This window comes from Nocardioides acrostichi, from assembly GCF_015319165.1.
Taxonomy (GTDB): Bacteria; Actinomycetota; Actinomycetes; order Propionibacteriales; family Nocardioidaceae; genus Nocardioides; species Nocardioides acrostichi.
Window position 1 is genome coordinate 425,343 of sequence record NZ_JADIVZ010000001.1, and the last position, 15,612, is coordinate 440,954.

Consider the following 15,612-nt stretch of genomic DNA (forward strand, 5'->3'; position numbering starts at 1 on the left):
GACGACGCACCAGCACCGTCTCGACCGCCAGCACCACGCGAAGGGCCCCCGTGTTCGCCACTTTGTCCGACCGCCTCGCCGACACGTTCAAGAACCTGCGCGGCAAGGGCCGCCTCTCCGAGGCCGACATCGACGCCACCGCGCGCGAGATCCGCATCGCGCTGCTCGAGGCCGACGTCGCCCTGCCGGTGGTCAAGGAGTTCGTGGCCGCGGTCAAGGAGCGAGCCCGCGGCGAAGAGGTCAGCGGAGCGCTCAACCCGGCCCAGCAGGTCGTCAAGATCGTCAACGACGAGCTGGTCACCATCCTCGGTGGGGAGACCCGGCGGCTGCGCTATGCCAAGACCGGCCCCACCGTCATCATGCTCGCCGGCCTCCAGGGAGCCGGCAAGACCACGCTGGCCGCCAAGCTCGCGCTGTGGCTCAAGGAGCAGGGCAAGAGCCCGCTGCTCGTCGCCTGCGATCTCCAGCGCCCCAACGCCGTCAACCAGCTCCAGGTCAACGGCGAACGCGTCGGCGTCCCGGTCTTCGCCCCCGAGCCCGGGAACGCCGGTGGGATCGAGCACGGCGGCGACCCCGTGCAGGTGGCCCGCGCCTCGGTCGAGGAGGCCAAGCGCACCCTGCACGACGTCGTCATCGTCGACACCGCGGGCCGCCTCGGCGTCGACGCCGAGCTGATGCAGCAAGCCTCCGACATCCGCGACGCCGTGCAGCCCGACGAGGTGCTGTTCGTCGTCGACGCGATGATCGGGCAGGACGCCGTCAGCACCGCCCAGGCGTTCCTCGACGGCGTCGGCTACGACGGCGTCGTGCTCACCAAGCTCGACGGCGACGCCCGCGGCGGTGCCGCGCTCTCGATCGCCTCGATCACGGGCAAGCCGGTCATGTTCGCCTCCAACGGCGAGAAGATGGGCGACTTCGACCTCTTCCATCCCGACCGGATGGCCTCGCGCATCCTCGACATGGGCGACATGCTGACCCTGATCGAGCAGGCCGAGAAGACCTTCGACGCCGAGCAGGCGCTCAAGGCCGCCGAGAAGCTGTCGGGCAAGGGTGGCGAGTTCACCCTCGACGACTTCCTCGAGCAGATGCAGCAGGTGCGCAAGCTCGGCTCGATGTCGAAGATCATGGGGATGCTCCCCGGCATGGGGCAGTTCCGCGACCAGCTCGAGAACTTCGACGACCGCGAGATCGATCGGATCCAGGCGATCATCTACTCGATGACGCCTGCCGAGCGCAACGACCCCAAGATGATCGACGGCTCCCGCCGTCAGCGCATCGCCCGCGGGTGCGGCCGCACCGTCTCCGACGTCAAGGATCTCGTCGAGCGCTTCTTCGAGGCCCGCAAGATGATGACCCAGCTCGCGCGAGGCGGCGGGATGCCTGGGATGCCGGGCATGCCGGGCATGCCGGGTCTCGGCGGCCCCGGTGGCAAGAAGAAGGGCAAGCAGCCCAAGAAGGGCAAGGGCGGACGCCGCGTCTCCGGCAACCCCGCCAAGGCCGGCCAGAAGGCACCGGCTGCCGGCCAGAAGTCCAATCCTTTCGGCGGCGACGTCGACTACGAGAAGGCGGCCGAGGAACTCCAGCTGCCGAAGGACTTCTCGAAGTTCCTCAAGTGAGCCCGGGGGGCTCCGCCCCCCGTGTGCCCCCCGTCGGCTTCGCCGACCCGGGCCTTCGGCCGGAACTGCTGGGAGCTCGCTTGGCTCGCGGGTGCTCGAGCCGCTGACGCGGCCCTGCCCGCTCGCCGTCGGCGGACCGTCGGTCGCTGTGATCCGGGGTGGGTGTGCGTGGTGGTGGGTCGGTCGCTTCGCTGAGTGCGCGCCGGGCCTGGGTTTGGCAGGATGAGGGCTGTGACGGAGCTGGACGCCGACGTGCTGGTGCGTCGCTACCTGGAGTGTCTCGGGGTGGAGCCGGGGGAGCCCGACCTCGAGCTGCTGGTGCGACTGCACCGGGCGCACGCGCAGCGGTTCAGCCACGACACGATCTGGATGTCGCGGGGGAGGCAGTCGCCCTTCGAGGAGTTGGCGATGGTCGACCATCTGCTCGACGGCGAGGGTGGCGCGTGCGTGCACCTGAACTGCTCCTTCGCCTGGTTGCTCGAGCAGCTCGGGTTCGACGTGGTGCGGCACAGTGCCCGCACCCAGACTCTCTTCGACGCCGAGCCCCTCGACGGTTTCGGGGGGCACGTGGCGCTCACCGTCACCCTCGACGGACGTCGTTGGCTGGCCGACATCGGCATGGGCCACGGCCTGCTCGAGCCGGTGCCGCTCGAGCCCGGCGAGCACGTGCAAGAAGGTGGCTTCCGGTACTGCGTGGAGCAGGTCGACGGCACCTCGCCCGGGCGCTGGCGCTTCGTGCACGACCCGCGACTGCGCACGATCCAGGTCGTCGAGTTCGCCGACGAGCCGGCGGAGCGCGCGGATGTCGAGCGCCTCTACGAGCTCACGTCCTACCACCCGGACTCGCCGTTCGTGCGCAACCTGACCGTCGGTCGTCGGCTCGCCGACGGCGTGCTCATGTTGAACCACGACACCTTGGTGCGCCGCGACAGCGACGGGCGCACCGTCACCCGACTGACCTCGGGGGATGAGTGGGAGCAGGTGCTGCGTGACGACTTCCTGCTCGCCCTGCCCGAGCTCACCGAGGACGAGCGCGACCGGCTCTGGACCCGCATGAGCCACGCATGACCCGCCCGTCGCCGTTCGCCGTCGACGAGGCGGCGGTACCCGCTCTCCTCCGGCGGGTACTCGACGTCATCGCCGACGACGTCGTGCCGCTCACCCGGGCCGGCGTCTCGCGCGGCAACAAGCTGTTCGGGGCAGCCATCCTGCGTCGCGACGACCTCGGGCTGGTGGTGGCGGAGACCAACAACGAGGTCGAGAACCCGCTGTGGCACGGCGAGATCCACGCCATCAAGAGGTTCCACGAGCTACCTGCATCGGCGCGCCCGCCGGCGTCCGACTGCGTTTTCGTCGCCACCCACGAGCCGTGCTCGCTGTGCCTCTCGGGCATCGCCTGGGCCGGGTTCGACAACGTCGGCTACCTCTTCAGCCATCAGGACTCCGCCGACGCCTTCGCGATCCCGTACGACATCGCGATCCTGCGCTCGGTCTACGCGGTGCCCGACCCCGACCGCGATGCGCCGGCCCCCGGACGCGACCTCTACAACCGCGTCAACGACTACTTCACCAGCACCGACCTCGCCCGCCTCGTGGCGTCCTCGGGCGACCCAGCCCTCGGCTCCCGGGTCGCCGCGCTGCGGGTCGTCTACGGCGAACTCTCCGCCGCCTACCAGGCCGGCAAGGGCGACGCCGGCATCCCCCACGCATGAGACCCGGGGGATCGGTGCTCGTCGTCGACGCCGCGAACGTCGTCGGAGCGCGCCCCGACGGCTGGTGGAAGGACCGCGCCGGCGCCACGCGCCGTCTGCACGAGCGACTGCTGGTGGCCGACGTGCCGGGCGACGAGATCGTGCTGGTGCTCGAAGGGGCGGCCAAGGGCGGCGTGCCTGCCGGGCGCGACGCGCACGTGCGCGTCGTCCACGCTCCGAAGGACGGCGACGCCAGCATCGTCGAGCACGCGCGCCGTGCGGTCGAGCGCGGCGCCCGCGTCACGGTGGTGACGGCCGACCGCGCGCTGTCGGCGAACCTGGCCGGAGTCGGCGCCACCACCGTGGGCCCCACCTGGCTGCTGGCCCTGCTCGACTGAGCCGCTGGGCTACGGTCGGGCCATGACGGCGTCGAAGTTCACCGGCCCGGTGCTGCCGGGCGAGGAGTCCCGAGACCTCTACGTGGTCGACGGCCACGTCACCTACGAGCCCCAGCCCGGGGCGGAGACGGAGGCGAGCGGCTGGATCGTGCCGGGACTCGTCGACGCCCACAACCACCTGGGGCTCGAGGACGGCGGCGCGATCGGCGACGACCAGACGCTGGCGCAGGCCGTGGCCGACCGCGACTCCGGTGCCCTGGTGCTGCGCGACTGCGGCAGCCCGGCCGACACCCGGTGGGTGCAGCAGCGCGACGACCTGCCGCGGCTCGTCCGGGCCGGCCGCCACATCGCCCGCACCAAGCGCTACATCCGCAACTACGCCCACGAGGTCGAGCCCGACGACCTGCCGGCCTACGCCGCGCAGGAGGCCCGCAACGGCGACGGCTGGATCAAGCTCGTAGGTGACTGGATCTCCCGCGAGGCCGGCGACCTCGCCCCGTCGTTCCCGCTCGAGGCCTTCCGCGCCGCGATCGAGGCGGCCCACGCCGAAGGGGCCAAGGTCACTGCGCACTGCTTCGGCCGGGAGGTGCTCCAGGGCCTGTTGGACTCCGGCATCGACTGCATCGAGCACGGCACCGGCCTCTCGGTCGACCAGGTCGAGCAGATGGCCGCGACCGGCATCGCGCTGGTGCCCACCGTGCAGCAGACCGACAAGTTCCCCGAGTTCGCCGAGCAGGGCCGCGAGAAGTTCCCCACCTACGCCGCGACCATGGAGGAGCTGCACGCCCAGCGTCGCGAGACGCTGATGAGCGCACACGAGGCCGGTGTCGCGATGTACGTCGGCACCGACGGTGGCGGCACCGGGCGACACGGGTTCCTCTGGCAAGAGGCGAGGGCCATGCACGAGATGGGGCTGCCGGCGATCGACGTGCTGGCTGCGGCCTCGTGGGCGGGGCGCACGTGGCTCGGCTTCGACAACCTCGACGAGGGCAGCCCGGCCGACCTCGTGGTCTACCCGCGCGACCCGCGAGCCGACCTCAGCGTGCTGGCCGAGCCCGCGTGCGTCGTCCTGCGGGGCCGGGTGCAGCGCCGCTGAGACCGGCGCGCCAGAGTCAGGCCTTGGGGCGCTTCGGGCGGCTCAGCGTGAGGATGAGCGTCACCAGCAGCACGATGAATCCAGCGCCGCCCAGCACGAGGCCGCCGAGGATTCCGGCGATGATGCCGCCGGCGAACGCCGAGCCGTCGACGGCCGGGCCGATCTCGACCTCGCCCGTGCCGGACTGGCTGGAGCAGGTCACCGTGAGCTCGGTGCTGGGCGGGTCGAAGCGCAGGTAGGCCTGCTGCTCACCGCTGCCCTTGTCGCGCGTGTACGTGGCGGTCGGGCGGCTGAGGTCGACGGCGTTGCCATCGGCGTCCTCGACCTTGCAGGTGCCGGAGTCGTCGGGCGAGGCCCAGACGTAACGCTCACCCGTGTCTTCGAGGGTGATCTGGTGGGGCGAGCCGTCGAGGGGCACCGAGGCGTCGGTGGCGAACGCGGACTTGACCGAGAACACGATGCCGACGGCGAATACCACGATCCCCAGCACGAGCAGGACGCCGCCGACGGCCCACCAGAGGCCTCGGGGCCGGTACTTCTGCGGGCCCGACGGCGGCGCTTGGAGCGGCACACCGCCTCCGGCCGTGCCGGTGGGGTAGGAGGCGCCGTAGGGATGTGGGGAGTCGGGCGTCGGGCTCGGGGGAGTCTGGCTCATGGGGCCACGGTCCCCAGTTTCGTCTCGTTTCATGCGCGTGGCAGGATGACCCGCTGAGTCCTGCGCGACGGAACCCTCTCATCCGCGCGTGCAGTGCCCATCGAGGAGCCTCGGTCGGTGTTCCCCACCTGGTCCGGCGCGCCTCACCACACACGACATCTCAAGGAGACACCACAACCGTGGCCGTCAAGATCCGTTTGAAGCGCCTGGGCAAGATCCGGGTGCCGCAGTACCGCATCGTCGTCGTCGACTCGCGCAAGAAGCGCGACGGTCGCGTCATCGAGGAGATCGGCAAGTACCACCCCAAGGAGGATCCGTCGTACATCGACGTCGTCTCCGAGCGGGCGCAGTACTGGCTCGGTGTGGGCGCCCAGCCCAGCGACGCCGTCGCCGCCATCCTCAAGGTCACCGGCGACTGGCAGAAGTTCAAGGGCGAGCCGGGCGCCGAGGGCACCCAGAAGTTCGCGGCCGCGAAGGCCGACAAGCTCGAGCTCTTCAACGCCGCGCTGAAGGAGGCCGAGGGCGACTCCGGAGCCTCCGCCACCACGTCGAAGTCCGCCAAGAAGGCTGAGCCGAAGGCCGACGACAAGCCCGAGGACAAGCCCGCCGAGCAGACCCCAGCCGAGGCTGCCGACGAGAAGGCGTCCGACGAGAAGGCGGAGGCCTGACCGTCGTGCTGGCCGAGGCGCTGGAGCACCTGGTGCGTGGCATCGTCGACAATCCCGACGAGGTCACCGTGCGCGACAAGCAGTTGCGGCGCGGGTCGATCCTCGAGGTGCGCGTGCACCCCGACGACCTGGGCAAGGTCATCGGCCGCGGCGGCCGCACCGCCTCGGCGTTCCGCACGGTCGTCGGCGCCCTGTCGGGCGACAGCAGCACCCGCGTCGACTTCGTCGACGTCGATCGCCGCTGATCCTCGGCCGGGCCCTCGGGCCCGGCCTGGGACGGCGTTTCTGCCACTGGGACGGTGATATTCCACCGTCCCAGTGGCGGTTTCACCGGACGTCCGGTGAAACCGCCACCCCTCATCCCCCACCCCCCACCCCTCACCCCTCACCCCGACCTCGCAGGAGCACGCGTGGAGACCATCGAGCTGGTGGTGGGCCGCGTGGGCAAGCCGCACGGCATCCGCGGCGAGGTCACCGTCGATGTGCGCACCGACGAACCCGAGCTGCGCTTCGCCGACGGAGCACGACTCCGGGCGCAGTCGCCGCGCGGCTCCACCTTCGGACACCCCGCCCTCACGGTGACCCGCACCCGTTGGCATCAGGGCGTGCTGCTCGCGACCTTCGCCGAGCTGGCCGACCGGACGGCGGCCGAGACGGCGCGTGGCGTCGTCCTGCATGCCTCGCGGCCGGCCGACGAGACGCCGGAGGACCCCGAGGAGTTCTACGACCACCAGCTCGTCGGCCTCGCGGTGCACGACCTCGACGGCCGCCGGCTCGGTGAGGTCTGCGCCCTGGTGCACGGCGGTGCCCAGGATCTGCTCACGGTGCGCACACCCGAGGGCCGCGACGCGCTGGTGCCGTTCGTCAAGGCTCTGGTGCCCGAGGTCGACCTCGAGTCCGGCCGAGTCGTCGTGGCCGACCGCCCCGGGCTGGTCACCCCCCTGCCCGACGAGAGCTGAGTCGACGGTGCGCCTGGACTACCTCTCGATCTTCCCCGACTACCTCGCGCCCCTCGGTCTGAGCCTGCCCGGCAAGGCCGCGGCCAGGGGACTCATCGACGTGCGCGTGCACGACCTGCGCGACTGGGCGCACGACAAGCACCGCACCGTCGACGACACGCCGTACGGCGGCGGAGCCGGCATGGTGATGAAGCCGGAGGTCTTCGGTGAGGCGCTCGACGACCTGAGGATCGACGGCGCGACCGTGGTCGTGCCGACGCCGGCCGGTCGACCGTTCTCGCAGCCGCTGGCCCGTGAGCTGGCCACCCGGGAGCGGTTGGTGTTCCTCTGCGGACGCTACGAGGGCATCGACCAGCGAGTGCTCGACCACGTCGCCACGCGCGCCGAACTGGTCGAGGTGTCGCTGGGCGACTACGTGCTCAACGGGGGAGAGGTGGCCGCCCTGGCCATCACCGAGGCCGTGGTGCGGCTGCTCCCCGGCTTCATGAGCAACGCCGACTCGCTGGTCACGGAGTCGCACGAGGCGGGCCTGCTGGAGAGCCCGGTCTACACCAAGCCGGCGAGCTGGCGCGGCCACGACGTGCCGCCGGTGCTGCTCAGCGGCGACCACGCGCGCATCGAGGCGTGGCGCCACAGCGAGGCCGAGCGGCGCACCACGCAGCGGCGTCCCGACCTGCTGGCCCCGGTCACCCTCGACGTACCGGGAGAAGCGGGCGGTGCGGACGACACCGCCAGGCTGCGACTCGCGGTGCCCGGCGACGCCCCCGAGCTGCTGACGCTCCAGTTGGCCTGCTGGGTCACCGAGGCGCTGGTCAACGACGACCTCGGCATCCCGGCGCTGCACGAGGGACTCGACGACGTCCGTCGCGATCTCGACCTCTGGCGGGTCTGGGTGCTCCGCACGGCACAGGACCGTCTGGTCGCGTCGGTGCGTGCGCGCCTCGGCGACGACGGTTCCACCTGGGAGATCGGCCGGCTCATGGTCTCTCCCGACCTACGTGGCAGCGGGCTGGGGCGTGGCCTGCTCGCCCATGCCGAGCGGTCCGCGCCGCTCGGGGCGCGGACCTTCCTTCTCTTCACCGGCAAGCACAGCACCGCCAACCTGCGCCGCTACAAGCGCGCCGGCTACTCGGTGCGCGAAGTGCTCGACGGCCCCTCCGGGCCCGTGGTGCTCACCAAGCGACGCCGGGACTGACCCGCCAGTCCGCGTCGGCGCCACGCGATTACCGGCCCTACCAGCCCCTGTGGCAGACTTCGATGCTGGCCCGAGTCGGCCGAAGGACAGCTCCGAGGAACGCACGGAGGGTCCGCGTGGGCACCTGCCGCAGGGGGAGCACCGCGCCGCCGGCCACCGACGACGCCGGGCCCGCTCGACCATCATCCGACACTCCGCGGCTGACCTGTGGCACTCGCGAGGAGCAACCATGAGCAACGTGATCGCCGACCTCGGCGCCGAGATCAAGCGCACCGACCTGCCCGACTTCCGTGCCGGCGACACCGTCAAGGTGCACGTCAAGGTGATCGAGGGCACCCGTTCGCGGGTCCAGGTCTTCCAGGGTGTCGTGATCCGCGTGCACGGCTCCGGCGTGGGCCGCACCTTCACCGTGCGCAAGGTCTCGTTCGGTGTCGGCGTCGAGCGCACCTTCCCGCTGCACTCCCCGATCTTCGAGAAGATCGAGGTCGAGACCCGCGGCGACGTGCGACGCGCGAAGCTGTACTACCTGCGCAACCTGCGCGGCAAGGCCGCCAAGATCAAGGAGCGCCGGGAGGCCTGAGGCCCGCAGGCAGAACCGGAGCCGGGCCGTTGTCCACCTCCGCATCCGGCCCGGTCGCCGGCGCGCCGGCCACCCCTCCCTACACTCAGCGCGTGACCAGCGAGCAGTCCGACGAGCCCACGGGGCAGGAGTCCTCGACGCCGGCCGCCCGGGCGAGATCCCGTCGCCGGCTTCCCCCTGGTGCCGAGGTCGGGATCGTGCTGGTCGCAGCGGTGCTGCTCGCCGTCGTGGTCAAGGTCTTCTTCGTCCAGGCCTTCTACATCCCGTCGATCTCGATGGCCCCGGGTCTGCGCGACGACGACAAGATCGTCGTCGAGAAGTGGTCCTACTGGAGCGGTGAGCCGCAGCGCGGTGACGTCGTGGTGTTCTCCGACCCGGGCGGCTGGCTGAACCCGGGCGAGGTCGAGGATCCCTCCAACATCCTCACCGAGACCATGGCCAAGATCGGGCTCTACCCGAGCGGTGGTCATCTGGTGAAGCGGGTCATCGGCGTGCCCGGCGACGTCATCAAGTGCTGCGACGACCAGGGTCGGCTGATCATCAACGGCGTCGCCGTCGACGAGTCCGACTACGTGTTCGACGACAAGCGCGTGCACGGCTGCCGCGGCCCGATGACCGGCAACTGCGCGTGGAAGGCGGGGCCGGTGCCGCAGGGCACCGTGTTCGTCATGGGCGACAACCGCGGCAAGTCGGCCGACTCCACGGTGCACCTCTGCCTCGAGGACGAGACCGACTGCGTTGCCGGCCACGAGTTCGTCCCCGACAGCGACATCGTCGGCAAGGTCTGGCGGATCCTGCTCCCCTTCGACCGTGCCGGCTCGGTGAGCTCGGACTCCGAGGTGTTCGCCCAGGTTCCCGACCGCTCCGACGACGCGCCCAAGGCTCCCTGAGCCACCCGGCGTCCGACGTCTCCGCGGTGTCCTCCGTCGTGCCGTCGACGGGGTCCACGGCCCTCGACGTGCCCGTTCTCGATCGCGGGGTCGCGGTGCGCCGGGACTCCGGGCCCTACGGCTTCGAGCGCGCCCTGCGCCGCCGCGGGATGGCCACCGTCGCCGGCGTCGACGAGGCCGGTCGCGGTGCCTGCGCCGGTCCGCTGGTGGCCGGGGCGTGCATCCTGCCCGAGGGGCGCACGGGCCAGGTTCCGGGTCTCGCCGACTCGAAGCTGCTCACGGCGCGGGCCCGAGAACGGTGCTACGACCAGATCCTCCGGCGCGCGCTGTCGTGGTCGGTGGTCGTGGTCTCCCACACCGAGTGCGACCGTCTCGGCATGCACGTCGCGAACGTCGAGGCCCTGCGCCGTGCTGTCGCCCTGCTCGACGTCCGCCCCGCCTACGTGCTCAGCGACGGGTTCCCCGTCGACGGCCTGGGTGTCCCGACCCTCGCGGTGTGGAAGGGCGACCGGGTGGCGGCCTGCGTGTCGGCGGCGTCCGTGCTCGCGAAGGTGACGCGAGACCGGATCATGGACGACCTGCACGAGCACTGGCCGGCCTACGGGTTCGACGTACACAAGGGCTACGTCACCGACCTGCACGCGGCCGCGCTGACCGAGCACGGCCCCTCGCCGGTGCACCGGATGCGGTTCGTCAACGTCCGACGGGCCGCCGGCCTCGAAGACGAGCCGGGGCCGGTTCGTTAGAGTCGCCGTCGTGAGCGCGGAGGACCTCGAGAAGTACGAGACCGAGATGGAGCTGACGCTCTACCGCGAGTACCGCGACGTCGTCAGCATCTTCAAGTACGTCGTCGAGACCGATCGCCGCTTCTACCTCTGCAACCAGGTCGACGTGAAGGCCCGCACCGAGGCCGGTGAGGTGTTCTTCGAGGTCTCGATGAGCGACGCCTGGGTCTGGGACATGTACCGGCCGGCGCGGTTCGCCAAGAACGTCAAGGTGCTCACGTTCAAGGACGTCAACGTCGAGGAACTCCAGGCGAGCGACTTCGACCCGCCCAAGAGCTGAGATCCCTCTCGGGCTACTGCCGGCGACTGCGGGCGACGCGGCGCGGCACCAACGGCTCGGCAACCGGTCTGGACGTCCGATCGGATGTTTGGTCCCGATGCATAGTCCAGATGGGCTATTCGGTCCTCGAACGACCCGATCGGGCCGCGGAGCGACCTACTGTCAGCGTCGGGACCAAGGTCCCGCGGCAGTGATGGCGCCGTGGGCGAACTCATCGGAGGCTGGGAGGGACAGCGCATGTCCGCATTCCGTGGGCGGCGTGACCAACAGGGAGCCGCCGCCGTGGAGTTCGCCCTCGTCGCCCCCCTCTTGCTGACCCTGGTCTTCGGCATCATCGCGTTCGGCTTCATGCTCAGCTTCCGGCAGGGGCTCAGTCAGGCCGCCGCGGAGGCCGCCCGGGCCGCCGCGGTCGCCCCCGCCTCCGCCGACCGGGTGGCGATCGCCCAGGACACCGTCGAGGAGGTGCTCGGATCGGCCTGCGGCAGCGCCTACCTGACCTGCGACATCGGCCCCGGCTCCTCCTGCACCAGCTGTTTCGAGGTGAGTCTGGACTACGCCTACGCAGCCGATCCGTCGAAACTCGAGTTCCCCGGCCTCAGCGTGATCATGCCCGACCACCTCACCTACACGGCCGTCTCCGAGGTCTCCCAGTGAGGTGGCGACGGCTGGACCGACGGTGCCGCCCACCGGGGGAGCGCGGTGCCGTCGCGGTGATGGTCGCGATCGTGTCCTCGCTGCTCATCCTGGTCGCCGCGTTCGCCGTCGATCTCGGCATGCAGCGTGTCGTGCGTAGCGACATGCAGGCCCTGGCCGACGTGGTGGCGCTCGACGCCGCGCGGCTGCTCGACGGCCGGACGGCCGGCGAGGTCATCGACGGCGATGCCGACCACGCCACCCTCGCCGGGGTCGTGGCGGCCAGCGCCGCCCGCAACTCGACCACCCTGGGGCGGGTCGACGGTGTGACCGGCACGCTCGTCTACCTCGACACCGGGGCGCACGGGGCCGCGATACCGCGTCGCGACGCGACCGGCGCCCTCGTCGCAGTACCTCGCGGTCAGATACCCGATGCGGTGCTCGTCTCCGCCTCGGGCACCGTCGACTTCGCCTTCGCCTCGGGCGACGGCTCGGCCACCCGCACCGCGCTCGCCGAGGCGGTCACCTCGGCCTGCTTCTCCGTGGGCTCCTATGCAGCCAGTGTCTCGCCTGCGAACGCCACGCTCTTCGGCAACCTGCTCCAGCCGCTGCTCGGCAACTCGGTCGTGACGGCGGTCGGATACCAGGGACTCGCGAGCGCCGACGTCAGCCTGCTCGACCTGCTCTCGGCCCCGTCACTGGGCCTGGGATCGGTCGACGACGTCCTCAGCGCCCCCCAGGTGAGTCTGGGCAACCTCTACCTCGCCGCGGCCTCCGCGCTCCAGAAGGACGGCGACACGGTCAGCGCCAACCTCCTCAACCAGGCCGCGGTGAGTGCGGTGGCGGCCGCCACGGTCGACCTCGGCGATCTACTGGGGCTCACGACGGCCAACGACGCCGTGCTCAGCACGCGCGTGAACGTCCTCGACCTGCTCGTCGGCTCGGCCTTCCTCGCCGACGGCGACCATCTCGTGGGCATTCCCAACCTCCAGGCGGGCCTGTCGTCGGTGGGCGTGACCAACACCGACTTGTCGATCATCGAGCGTCCGGCCGTGGCGTGCGCCGACGACGAGGCGCAGACGGCCCAGGTGAGGCTGTCATCGGACGCCAAGCTGAGTCTGTCGGTACCGATCGTGAAGACGGGCGTCATCGACCTCTCGCTCACCGGCGACGACGGCAAGCCGAACAACGAGGTGGCCATGCATCTCGCGGCGGAGCTCGGCGGCGCCCGCGCTCGACTCGACGACGTGGCCTGCGACCCCGACCGGTTCGATGCCACCGTCACCACGGACCTGACCAGCCTCGCGCTCACCGGCCGATTGCGCGTCAGCGGGAGCGTGAAGGTGGACCTGACGCTGGCCGGGGTGACGCTCACGGGTGTGAACGTGCCGGTGTCCTTCGCGGTCGATCTCTCCGCGCTCACCAGCAGCCCGGCCGGGGCGACGCACGCGGTGAGCTACGCCGTCCCGCCCCAGGTCTACGGAACGCCCATCAGCACGGGGAGCTCGCCGGCCCTGCCGTATCTCTCCTACGTACGCGACACGGCGTCGACGACCATCGGCCCGGTCACGGTCAAGATCCTCGGCATCAACACCGTCGTGCCGACGGACGTCCTCACCGCCGCGGTCAACCCCCTGCTCGCCAGCGCCCTGACTGCCATCTCGGGAGCCGTCAACCCGATCGTCAACCCGCTCGTCGAGAAGCTCAACTCGACCGTCGGTCAGCTGGCCGACGGGCTGGGCGTGACCATCGCCGGAGCCGACTTCCAGGGCCTCAGCGCCCCGCAGTGCAACGCGCCGCGGTTGCGCGGCTGAGCAGTCGACCGTCGGCGTAGCAGAACCGCTTCACTCCGGGCCGCCGCGGCCGAAGTGGAAGGGGACGGTCGCAACGGGGTTGCCGTCGGTGCAGTCTTCACCTCAGGGGTCACACGATGGTCTTCTCGCGTCGCGAACGCGGAGCCGCAGCGGTCGAGTTCGCGCTCGTCGCGCCGCTGCTGGTGGTGCTCGTCTGGGGCATCATCAGCTACGGCTACATGCTCAGCTTCCGCCAGGCGCTGAGCCAGGGTGCGGCTGAGGGCGCGCGGTCCGCAGCAGTGCAGGCCACGGCCTACGACGCCAGCCAGCAGACCGCCCGCACGACCGCTGCCAAGGACAGCCTCGACGAGGCGATGGCCAGCTACGGGGTCTCGTGCAGTGGTGGTGCGACCTGCGCCGTGGCCTATGTGCCCTGCGGCTCGAACACCTGCGTGAGCGTCACGGTGACCTATCCCTACGGGGCGCACCCCCTCATCCCGAGCATCCCGATGGTTCCGCTGCCCGCCAGCCTCGCCTACACGGCCACGGTGCGGGTCAGTTGAGCGTGCGCCGGCAGCGCGACGAGCAGGGGGCCGTCGCTGTCTTCCTCGCCGTCACCGTGACGCTCCTGCTGGTGATGGCCAGCTTCGCCGTCGACCTCGGCATGCAGCGAGTGGCGCGGCGCGACATGCAGGCACTGGCCGACTCGCTCGCCCTCTCGCTGGGTCGTGAGCTCGACGGCAAGACCCAGGCGGAGCTGGCCCCTCTCGTCGACCAGTCCGACGCGGGAAGCGAACTGTCGGGCCTGCTGCGTGAGAACGACGACAACCTCGGTGACGACCTCGCGGTGCAGGTCTCCTTCGGGTCGTGGAACGGCTCGGTCTTCGACGCCTCGATCGACCCGCCCACGGCCGTGCGGGTCACCGCCAGCTCCGACGTCGGCTTCGTCTTCAGCGGGGGCAGCGGAGCCGCCACCCGCACGGCCTACGCCGAGGCGTCCTCCACCGCCTGCTACGAGATGGGCTCGATCGTCGCCGCCGTCGAGAGCGGCAACAGCGCCCTGCTGGCGCCTCTGAACTCCCTGCTGGGGCTGAACCTCAGCCTGGCCGGGTATCGGGGACTGGCCGACGTCAAGCTCAGCGTCGCCGACCTCGTGCAGCAGATCCACGCCGGCGATCCGGCGCAGGCCCTATCGGAGCAGACGTCGGTGGGAGCGCTGCTGGAAGCGGCCGCGGCCGCGCTCTCCGTCGAGCAGCCCAGCGGCTATCAGGCCGCGGTCTCGACGCTCGGGGCCGCGGCGGCGGCGTCGTCGTCGCTGCCGGCCGTCTCGCTCGGCAGCATTCTCTCCATGTCCTCGACCGACCAGGCGGCGCTCGAGACCGATCTGTCGGTGCTGGACATGCTGGCCGGCTCGATCATGGTGGCCAACGGCCAGCACGCGCTGGCCATCCCTAACCTCCAGGCCGGCGTGCCTGGGGTGGGGGCGATCAAGAAGAGCACTCTGTCGGTCATCTCGGGTGCCCGCGTCGCGTGCGGCGAGCCGTTCTCCGCAGCCTCGCGGTCGACCTCGAGCCAGCTGACCGGCGCGCTGGAGCTGGAGTTCGCGAACCTGCCGACCATCAACCTCAACGCCGGCGGGCTCGTCAAGGGCACGCTGCAGACGGCCAAGGCCACCGGTGTCCTGGCCGTGGACCTCGGTGGCGCCGACGGAGTCGTGACCGAGCCGCCGCCCGTGCACTGCGGTGCCGCCACCGTGGCCGATCCCGACCGATTCGGGGTGGCCGTCTCGACCGATCTCATGAACTACAGCTTCGGTTCCGATGTCGAGGTCTCGGGCAAGGTCTCGGTCGGCTCCGGACCGCTCAAGGTCGCCGTCGACGTCACGATGACGGTGCATCTGCAGCTCAGCAGCTCCGGGTCGCCGTCGGTGCAGACCGCCGACCTGGGCATCCCGCCCAACGACGTGACGCCTTGGCAGGGTGGTTCGCCGGTGGTCCTCTCGCGAGTCATCGTGCCGACCATCACCTCCTCCTCGATGACCGTCGGCGGTCTCGGGCTCTCGGTGAGCCTGCCGCTCGGTATCGGTGCCGCCTCGGTCACCAGCGCGATCCAGACCGGCGTGATCGACAGCCTCGTGAGCGACAGCAAGGGATTCGGCCAGAAGACCCTGGTGCCGCTGGTCGACAACATCGACTCGATGTTGATCGGCCCGATCGTCGAGCTCCTGGGGCTCAGGCTGGCCGGTGCCGACGTGTATGCCGTGAACACAGTGTGCGGAGTGCCGGCCCTGCGCGGCTGAGCACCGGCCTCCCGCCCCACCAACCGCGCTGCGTGAGTGTTCACGCGGTTCCTCTCCACAGGCGGCCTCCGTGT

18 protein-coding genes are annotated in these 15,612 nt (G+C 70.9%); 17 read left to right on the top strand and 1 reads right to left on the bottom strand.

Annotated elements, in window-relative coordinates; translation table 11 throughout:
• Positions 1–50: 50 nt before the first annotated feature.
• From ffh to ISG29_RS02025, 5 genes are all read left to right on the top strand, one after another.
• Entirely contained in the window at positions 51–1,616 is a 1,566-nt protein-coding gene (gene ffh / locus ISG29_RS02005) for a signal recognition particle protein (RefSeq protein WP_194501671.1), read from the top strand.
• Between the two features lie 231 nt (positions 1,617–1,847).
• Entirely contained in the window at positions 1,848–2,684 is an 837-nt protein-coding gene (locus ISG29_RS02010; RefSeq protein WP_194501672.1) for an arylamine N-acetyltransferase family protein, read from the top strand.
• Complete coding sequence (locus tag ISG29_RS02015) at positions 2,681–3,328, top strand: nucleoside deaminase (RefSeq protein WP_194501673.1); 648 nt, start codon at positions 2,681–2,683, stop codon at positions 3,326–3,328. Before ISG29_RS02010 ends, ISG29_RS02015 begins: the two co-directional genes overlap by 4 nt.
• Positions 3,325–3,705 (top strand): hypothetical protein, encoded by a 381-nt coding sequence (locus tag ISG29_RS02020; RefSeq protein ID WP_194501674.1) that lies wholly within the window; start codon positions 3,325–3,327, stop codon positions 3,703–3,705. The genes ISG29_RS02015 and ISG29_RS02020 overlap by 4 nt, the downstream gene beginning before the upstream one ends.
• 22 nt (positions 3,706–3,727) lie before the next feature.
• A complete protein-coding gene (locus ISG29_RS02025) occupies positions 3,728–4,801 on the top strand; it encodes an amidohydrolase family protein (protein WP_194501675.1) in 1,074 nt (357 codons plus the stop codon).
• A gap of 16 nt (positions 4,802–4,817) precedes the next feature.
• Here the strand turns inward: ISG29_RS02025 and ISG29_RS02030 are convergent, their stop codons facing one another.
• Positions 4,818–5,456, bottom strand: coding sequence for a hypothetical protein (locus ISG29_RS02030; protein ID WP_194501676.1), 639 nt, complete (start codon positions 5,454–5,456; stop codon positions 4,818–4,820).
• Positions 5,457–5,635: 179 nt separating this feature from the next.
• Here ISG29_RS02030 and rpsP point away from each other — a divergent pair, with 179 nt between their 5' ends.
• From rpsP to ISG29_RS02090, 12 genes are all read left to right on the top strand, one after another.
• Entirely contained in the window at positions 5,636–6,124 is a 489-nt protein-coding gene (gene rpsP / locus ISG29_RS02035) for a 30S ribosomal protein S16 (protein WP_194501677.1), read from the top strand.
• Positions 6,125–6,129: 5 nt separating this feature from the next.
• Positions 6,130–6,369, top strand: coding sequence for an RNA-binding protein (locus ISG29_RS02040; RefSeq protein ID WP_194501678.1), 240 nt, complete (start codon positions 6,130–6,132; stop codon positions 6,367–6,369).
• 165 nt (positions 6,370–6,534) lie between these two features.
• Positions 6,535–7,083: a ribosome maturation factor RimM gene (rimM, locus tag ISG29_RS02045; RefSeq protein ID WP_328827596.1), complete on the top strand. Its 549-nt coding sequence runs from the start codon at positions 6,535–6,537 to the stop codon at positions 7,081–7,083.
• Between the two features lie 7 nt (positions 7,084–7,090).
• The gene (gene trmD, locus ISG29_RS02050) at positions 7,091–8,278 is read left to right on the top strand and encodes a tRNA (guanosine(37)-N1)-methyltransferase TrmD (protein ID WP_194501679.1); all 1,188 of its coding nucleotides are present in this window, start codon (positions 7,091–7,093) and stop codon (positions 8,276–8,278) included.
• 229 nt (positions 8,279–8,507) lie between these two features.
• Positions 8,508–8,858: a 50S ribosomal protein L19 gene (rplS, locus tag ISG29_RS02055; protein WP_194501680.1), complete on the top strand. Its 351-nt coding sequence runs from the start codon at positions 8,508–8,510 to the stop codon at positions 8,856–8,858.
• 92 nt (positions 8,859–8,950) lie between these two features.
• The gene (lepB, locus tag ISG29_RS02060; RefSeq protein ID WP_194501681.1) at positions 8,951–9,748 is read left to right on the top strand and encodes a signal peptidase I; all 798 of its coding nucleotides are present in this window, start codon (positions 8,951–8,953) and stop codon (positions 9,746–9,748) included.
• 68 nt (positions 9,749–9,816) lie between these two features.
• Complete coding sequence (locus ISG29_RS02065) at positions 9,817–10,494, top strand: ribonuclease HII (RefSeq protein ID WP_194501682.1); 678 nt, start codon at positions 9,817–9,819, stop codon at positions 10,492–10,494.
• 10 nt (positions 10,495–10,504) lie between these two features.
• Positions 10,505–10,813 carry a DUF2469 domain-containing protein gene (locus tag ISG29_RS02070; protein WP_194501683.1) on the top strand — a complete coding sequence of 103 codons (309 nt, stop codon included), beginning with the start codon at positions 10,505–10,507 and terminating at the stop codon, positions 10,811–10,813.
• A 237-nt stretch (positions 10,814–11,050) separates the two neighbouring features.
• Positions 11,051–11,467 carry a TadE/TadG family type IV pilus assembly protein gene (locus ISG29_RS02075; protein ID WP_194501684.1) on the top strand — a complete coding sequence of 139 codons (417 nt, stop codon included), beginning with the start codon at positions 11,051–11,053 and terminating at the stop codon, positions 11,465–11,467.
• A gap of 56 nt (positions 11,468–11,523) precedes the next feature.
• The gene (locus ISG29_RS02080) at positions 11,524–13,260 is read left to right on the top strand and encodes a hypothetical protein (protein WP_328828001.1); all 1,737 of its coding nucleotides are present in this window, start codon (positions 11,524–11,526) and stop codon (positions 13,258–13,260) included.
• Positions 13,261–13,376: 116 nt separating this feature from the next.
• A complete protein-coding gene (locus ISG29_RS02085; protein WP_194501686.1) occupies positions 13,377–13,802 on the top strand; it encodes a TadE/TadG family type IV pilus assembly protein in 426 nt (141 codons plus the stop codon).
• Between the two features lie 2 nt (positions 13,803–13,804).
• Positions 13,805–15,538, top strand: coding sequence for a pilus assembly protein TadG-related protein (locus tag ISG29_RS02090; RefSeq protein WP_328828003.1), 1,734 nt, complete (start codon positions 13,805–13,807; stop codon positions 15,536–15,538).
• The last annotated feature ends 74 nt before the right edge of the window (positions 15,539–15,612 follow it).

What these genes read in the sequence shown, in the direction of transcription:
- ISG29_RS02075 (WP_194501684.1), top strand. Translation starts at nt 11,051, where the DNA reads ATGTCCGCATTCCGTGGGCGGCGTGACCAACAGGGAGCCGCCGCCGTG.
- rplS (WP_194501680.1), top strand. Translation starts at nt 8,508, where the DNA reads ATGAGCAACGTGATCGCCGACCTCGGCGCCGAGATCAAGCGCACCGAC.
- ISG29_RS02030 (WP_194501676.1), bottom strand. Translation starts at nt 5,456, where the DNA reads ATGAGCCAGACTCCCCCGAGCCCGACGCCCGACTCCCCACATCCCTAC.
- ISG29_RS02085 (WP_194501686.1), top strand. Translation starts at nt 13,377, where the DNA reads ATGGTCTTCTCGCGTCGCGAACGCGGAGCCGCAGCGGTCGAGTTCGCG.
- ISG29_RS02015 (WP_194501673.1), top strand. Translation starts at nt 2,681, where the DNA reads ATGACCCGCCCGTCGCCGTTCGCCGTCGACGAGGCGGCGGTACCCGCT.
- ISG29_RS02020 (WP_194501674.1), top strand. Translation starts at nt 3,325, where the DNA reads ATGAGACCCGGGGGATCGGTGCTCGTCGTCGACGCCGCGAACGTCGTC.
- ISG29_RS02025 (WP_194501675.1), top strand. Translation starts at nt 3,728, where the DNA reads ATGACGGCGTCGAAGTTCACCGGCCCGGTGCTGCCGGGCGAGGAGTCC.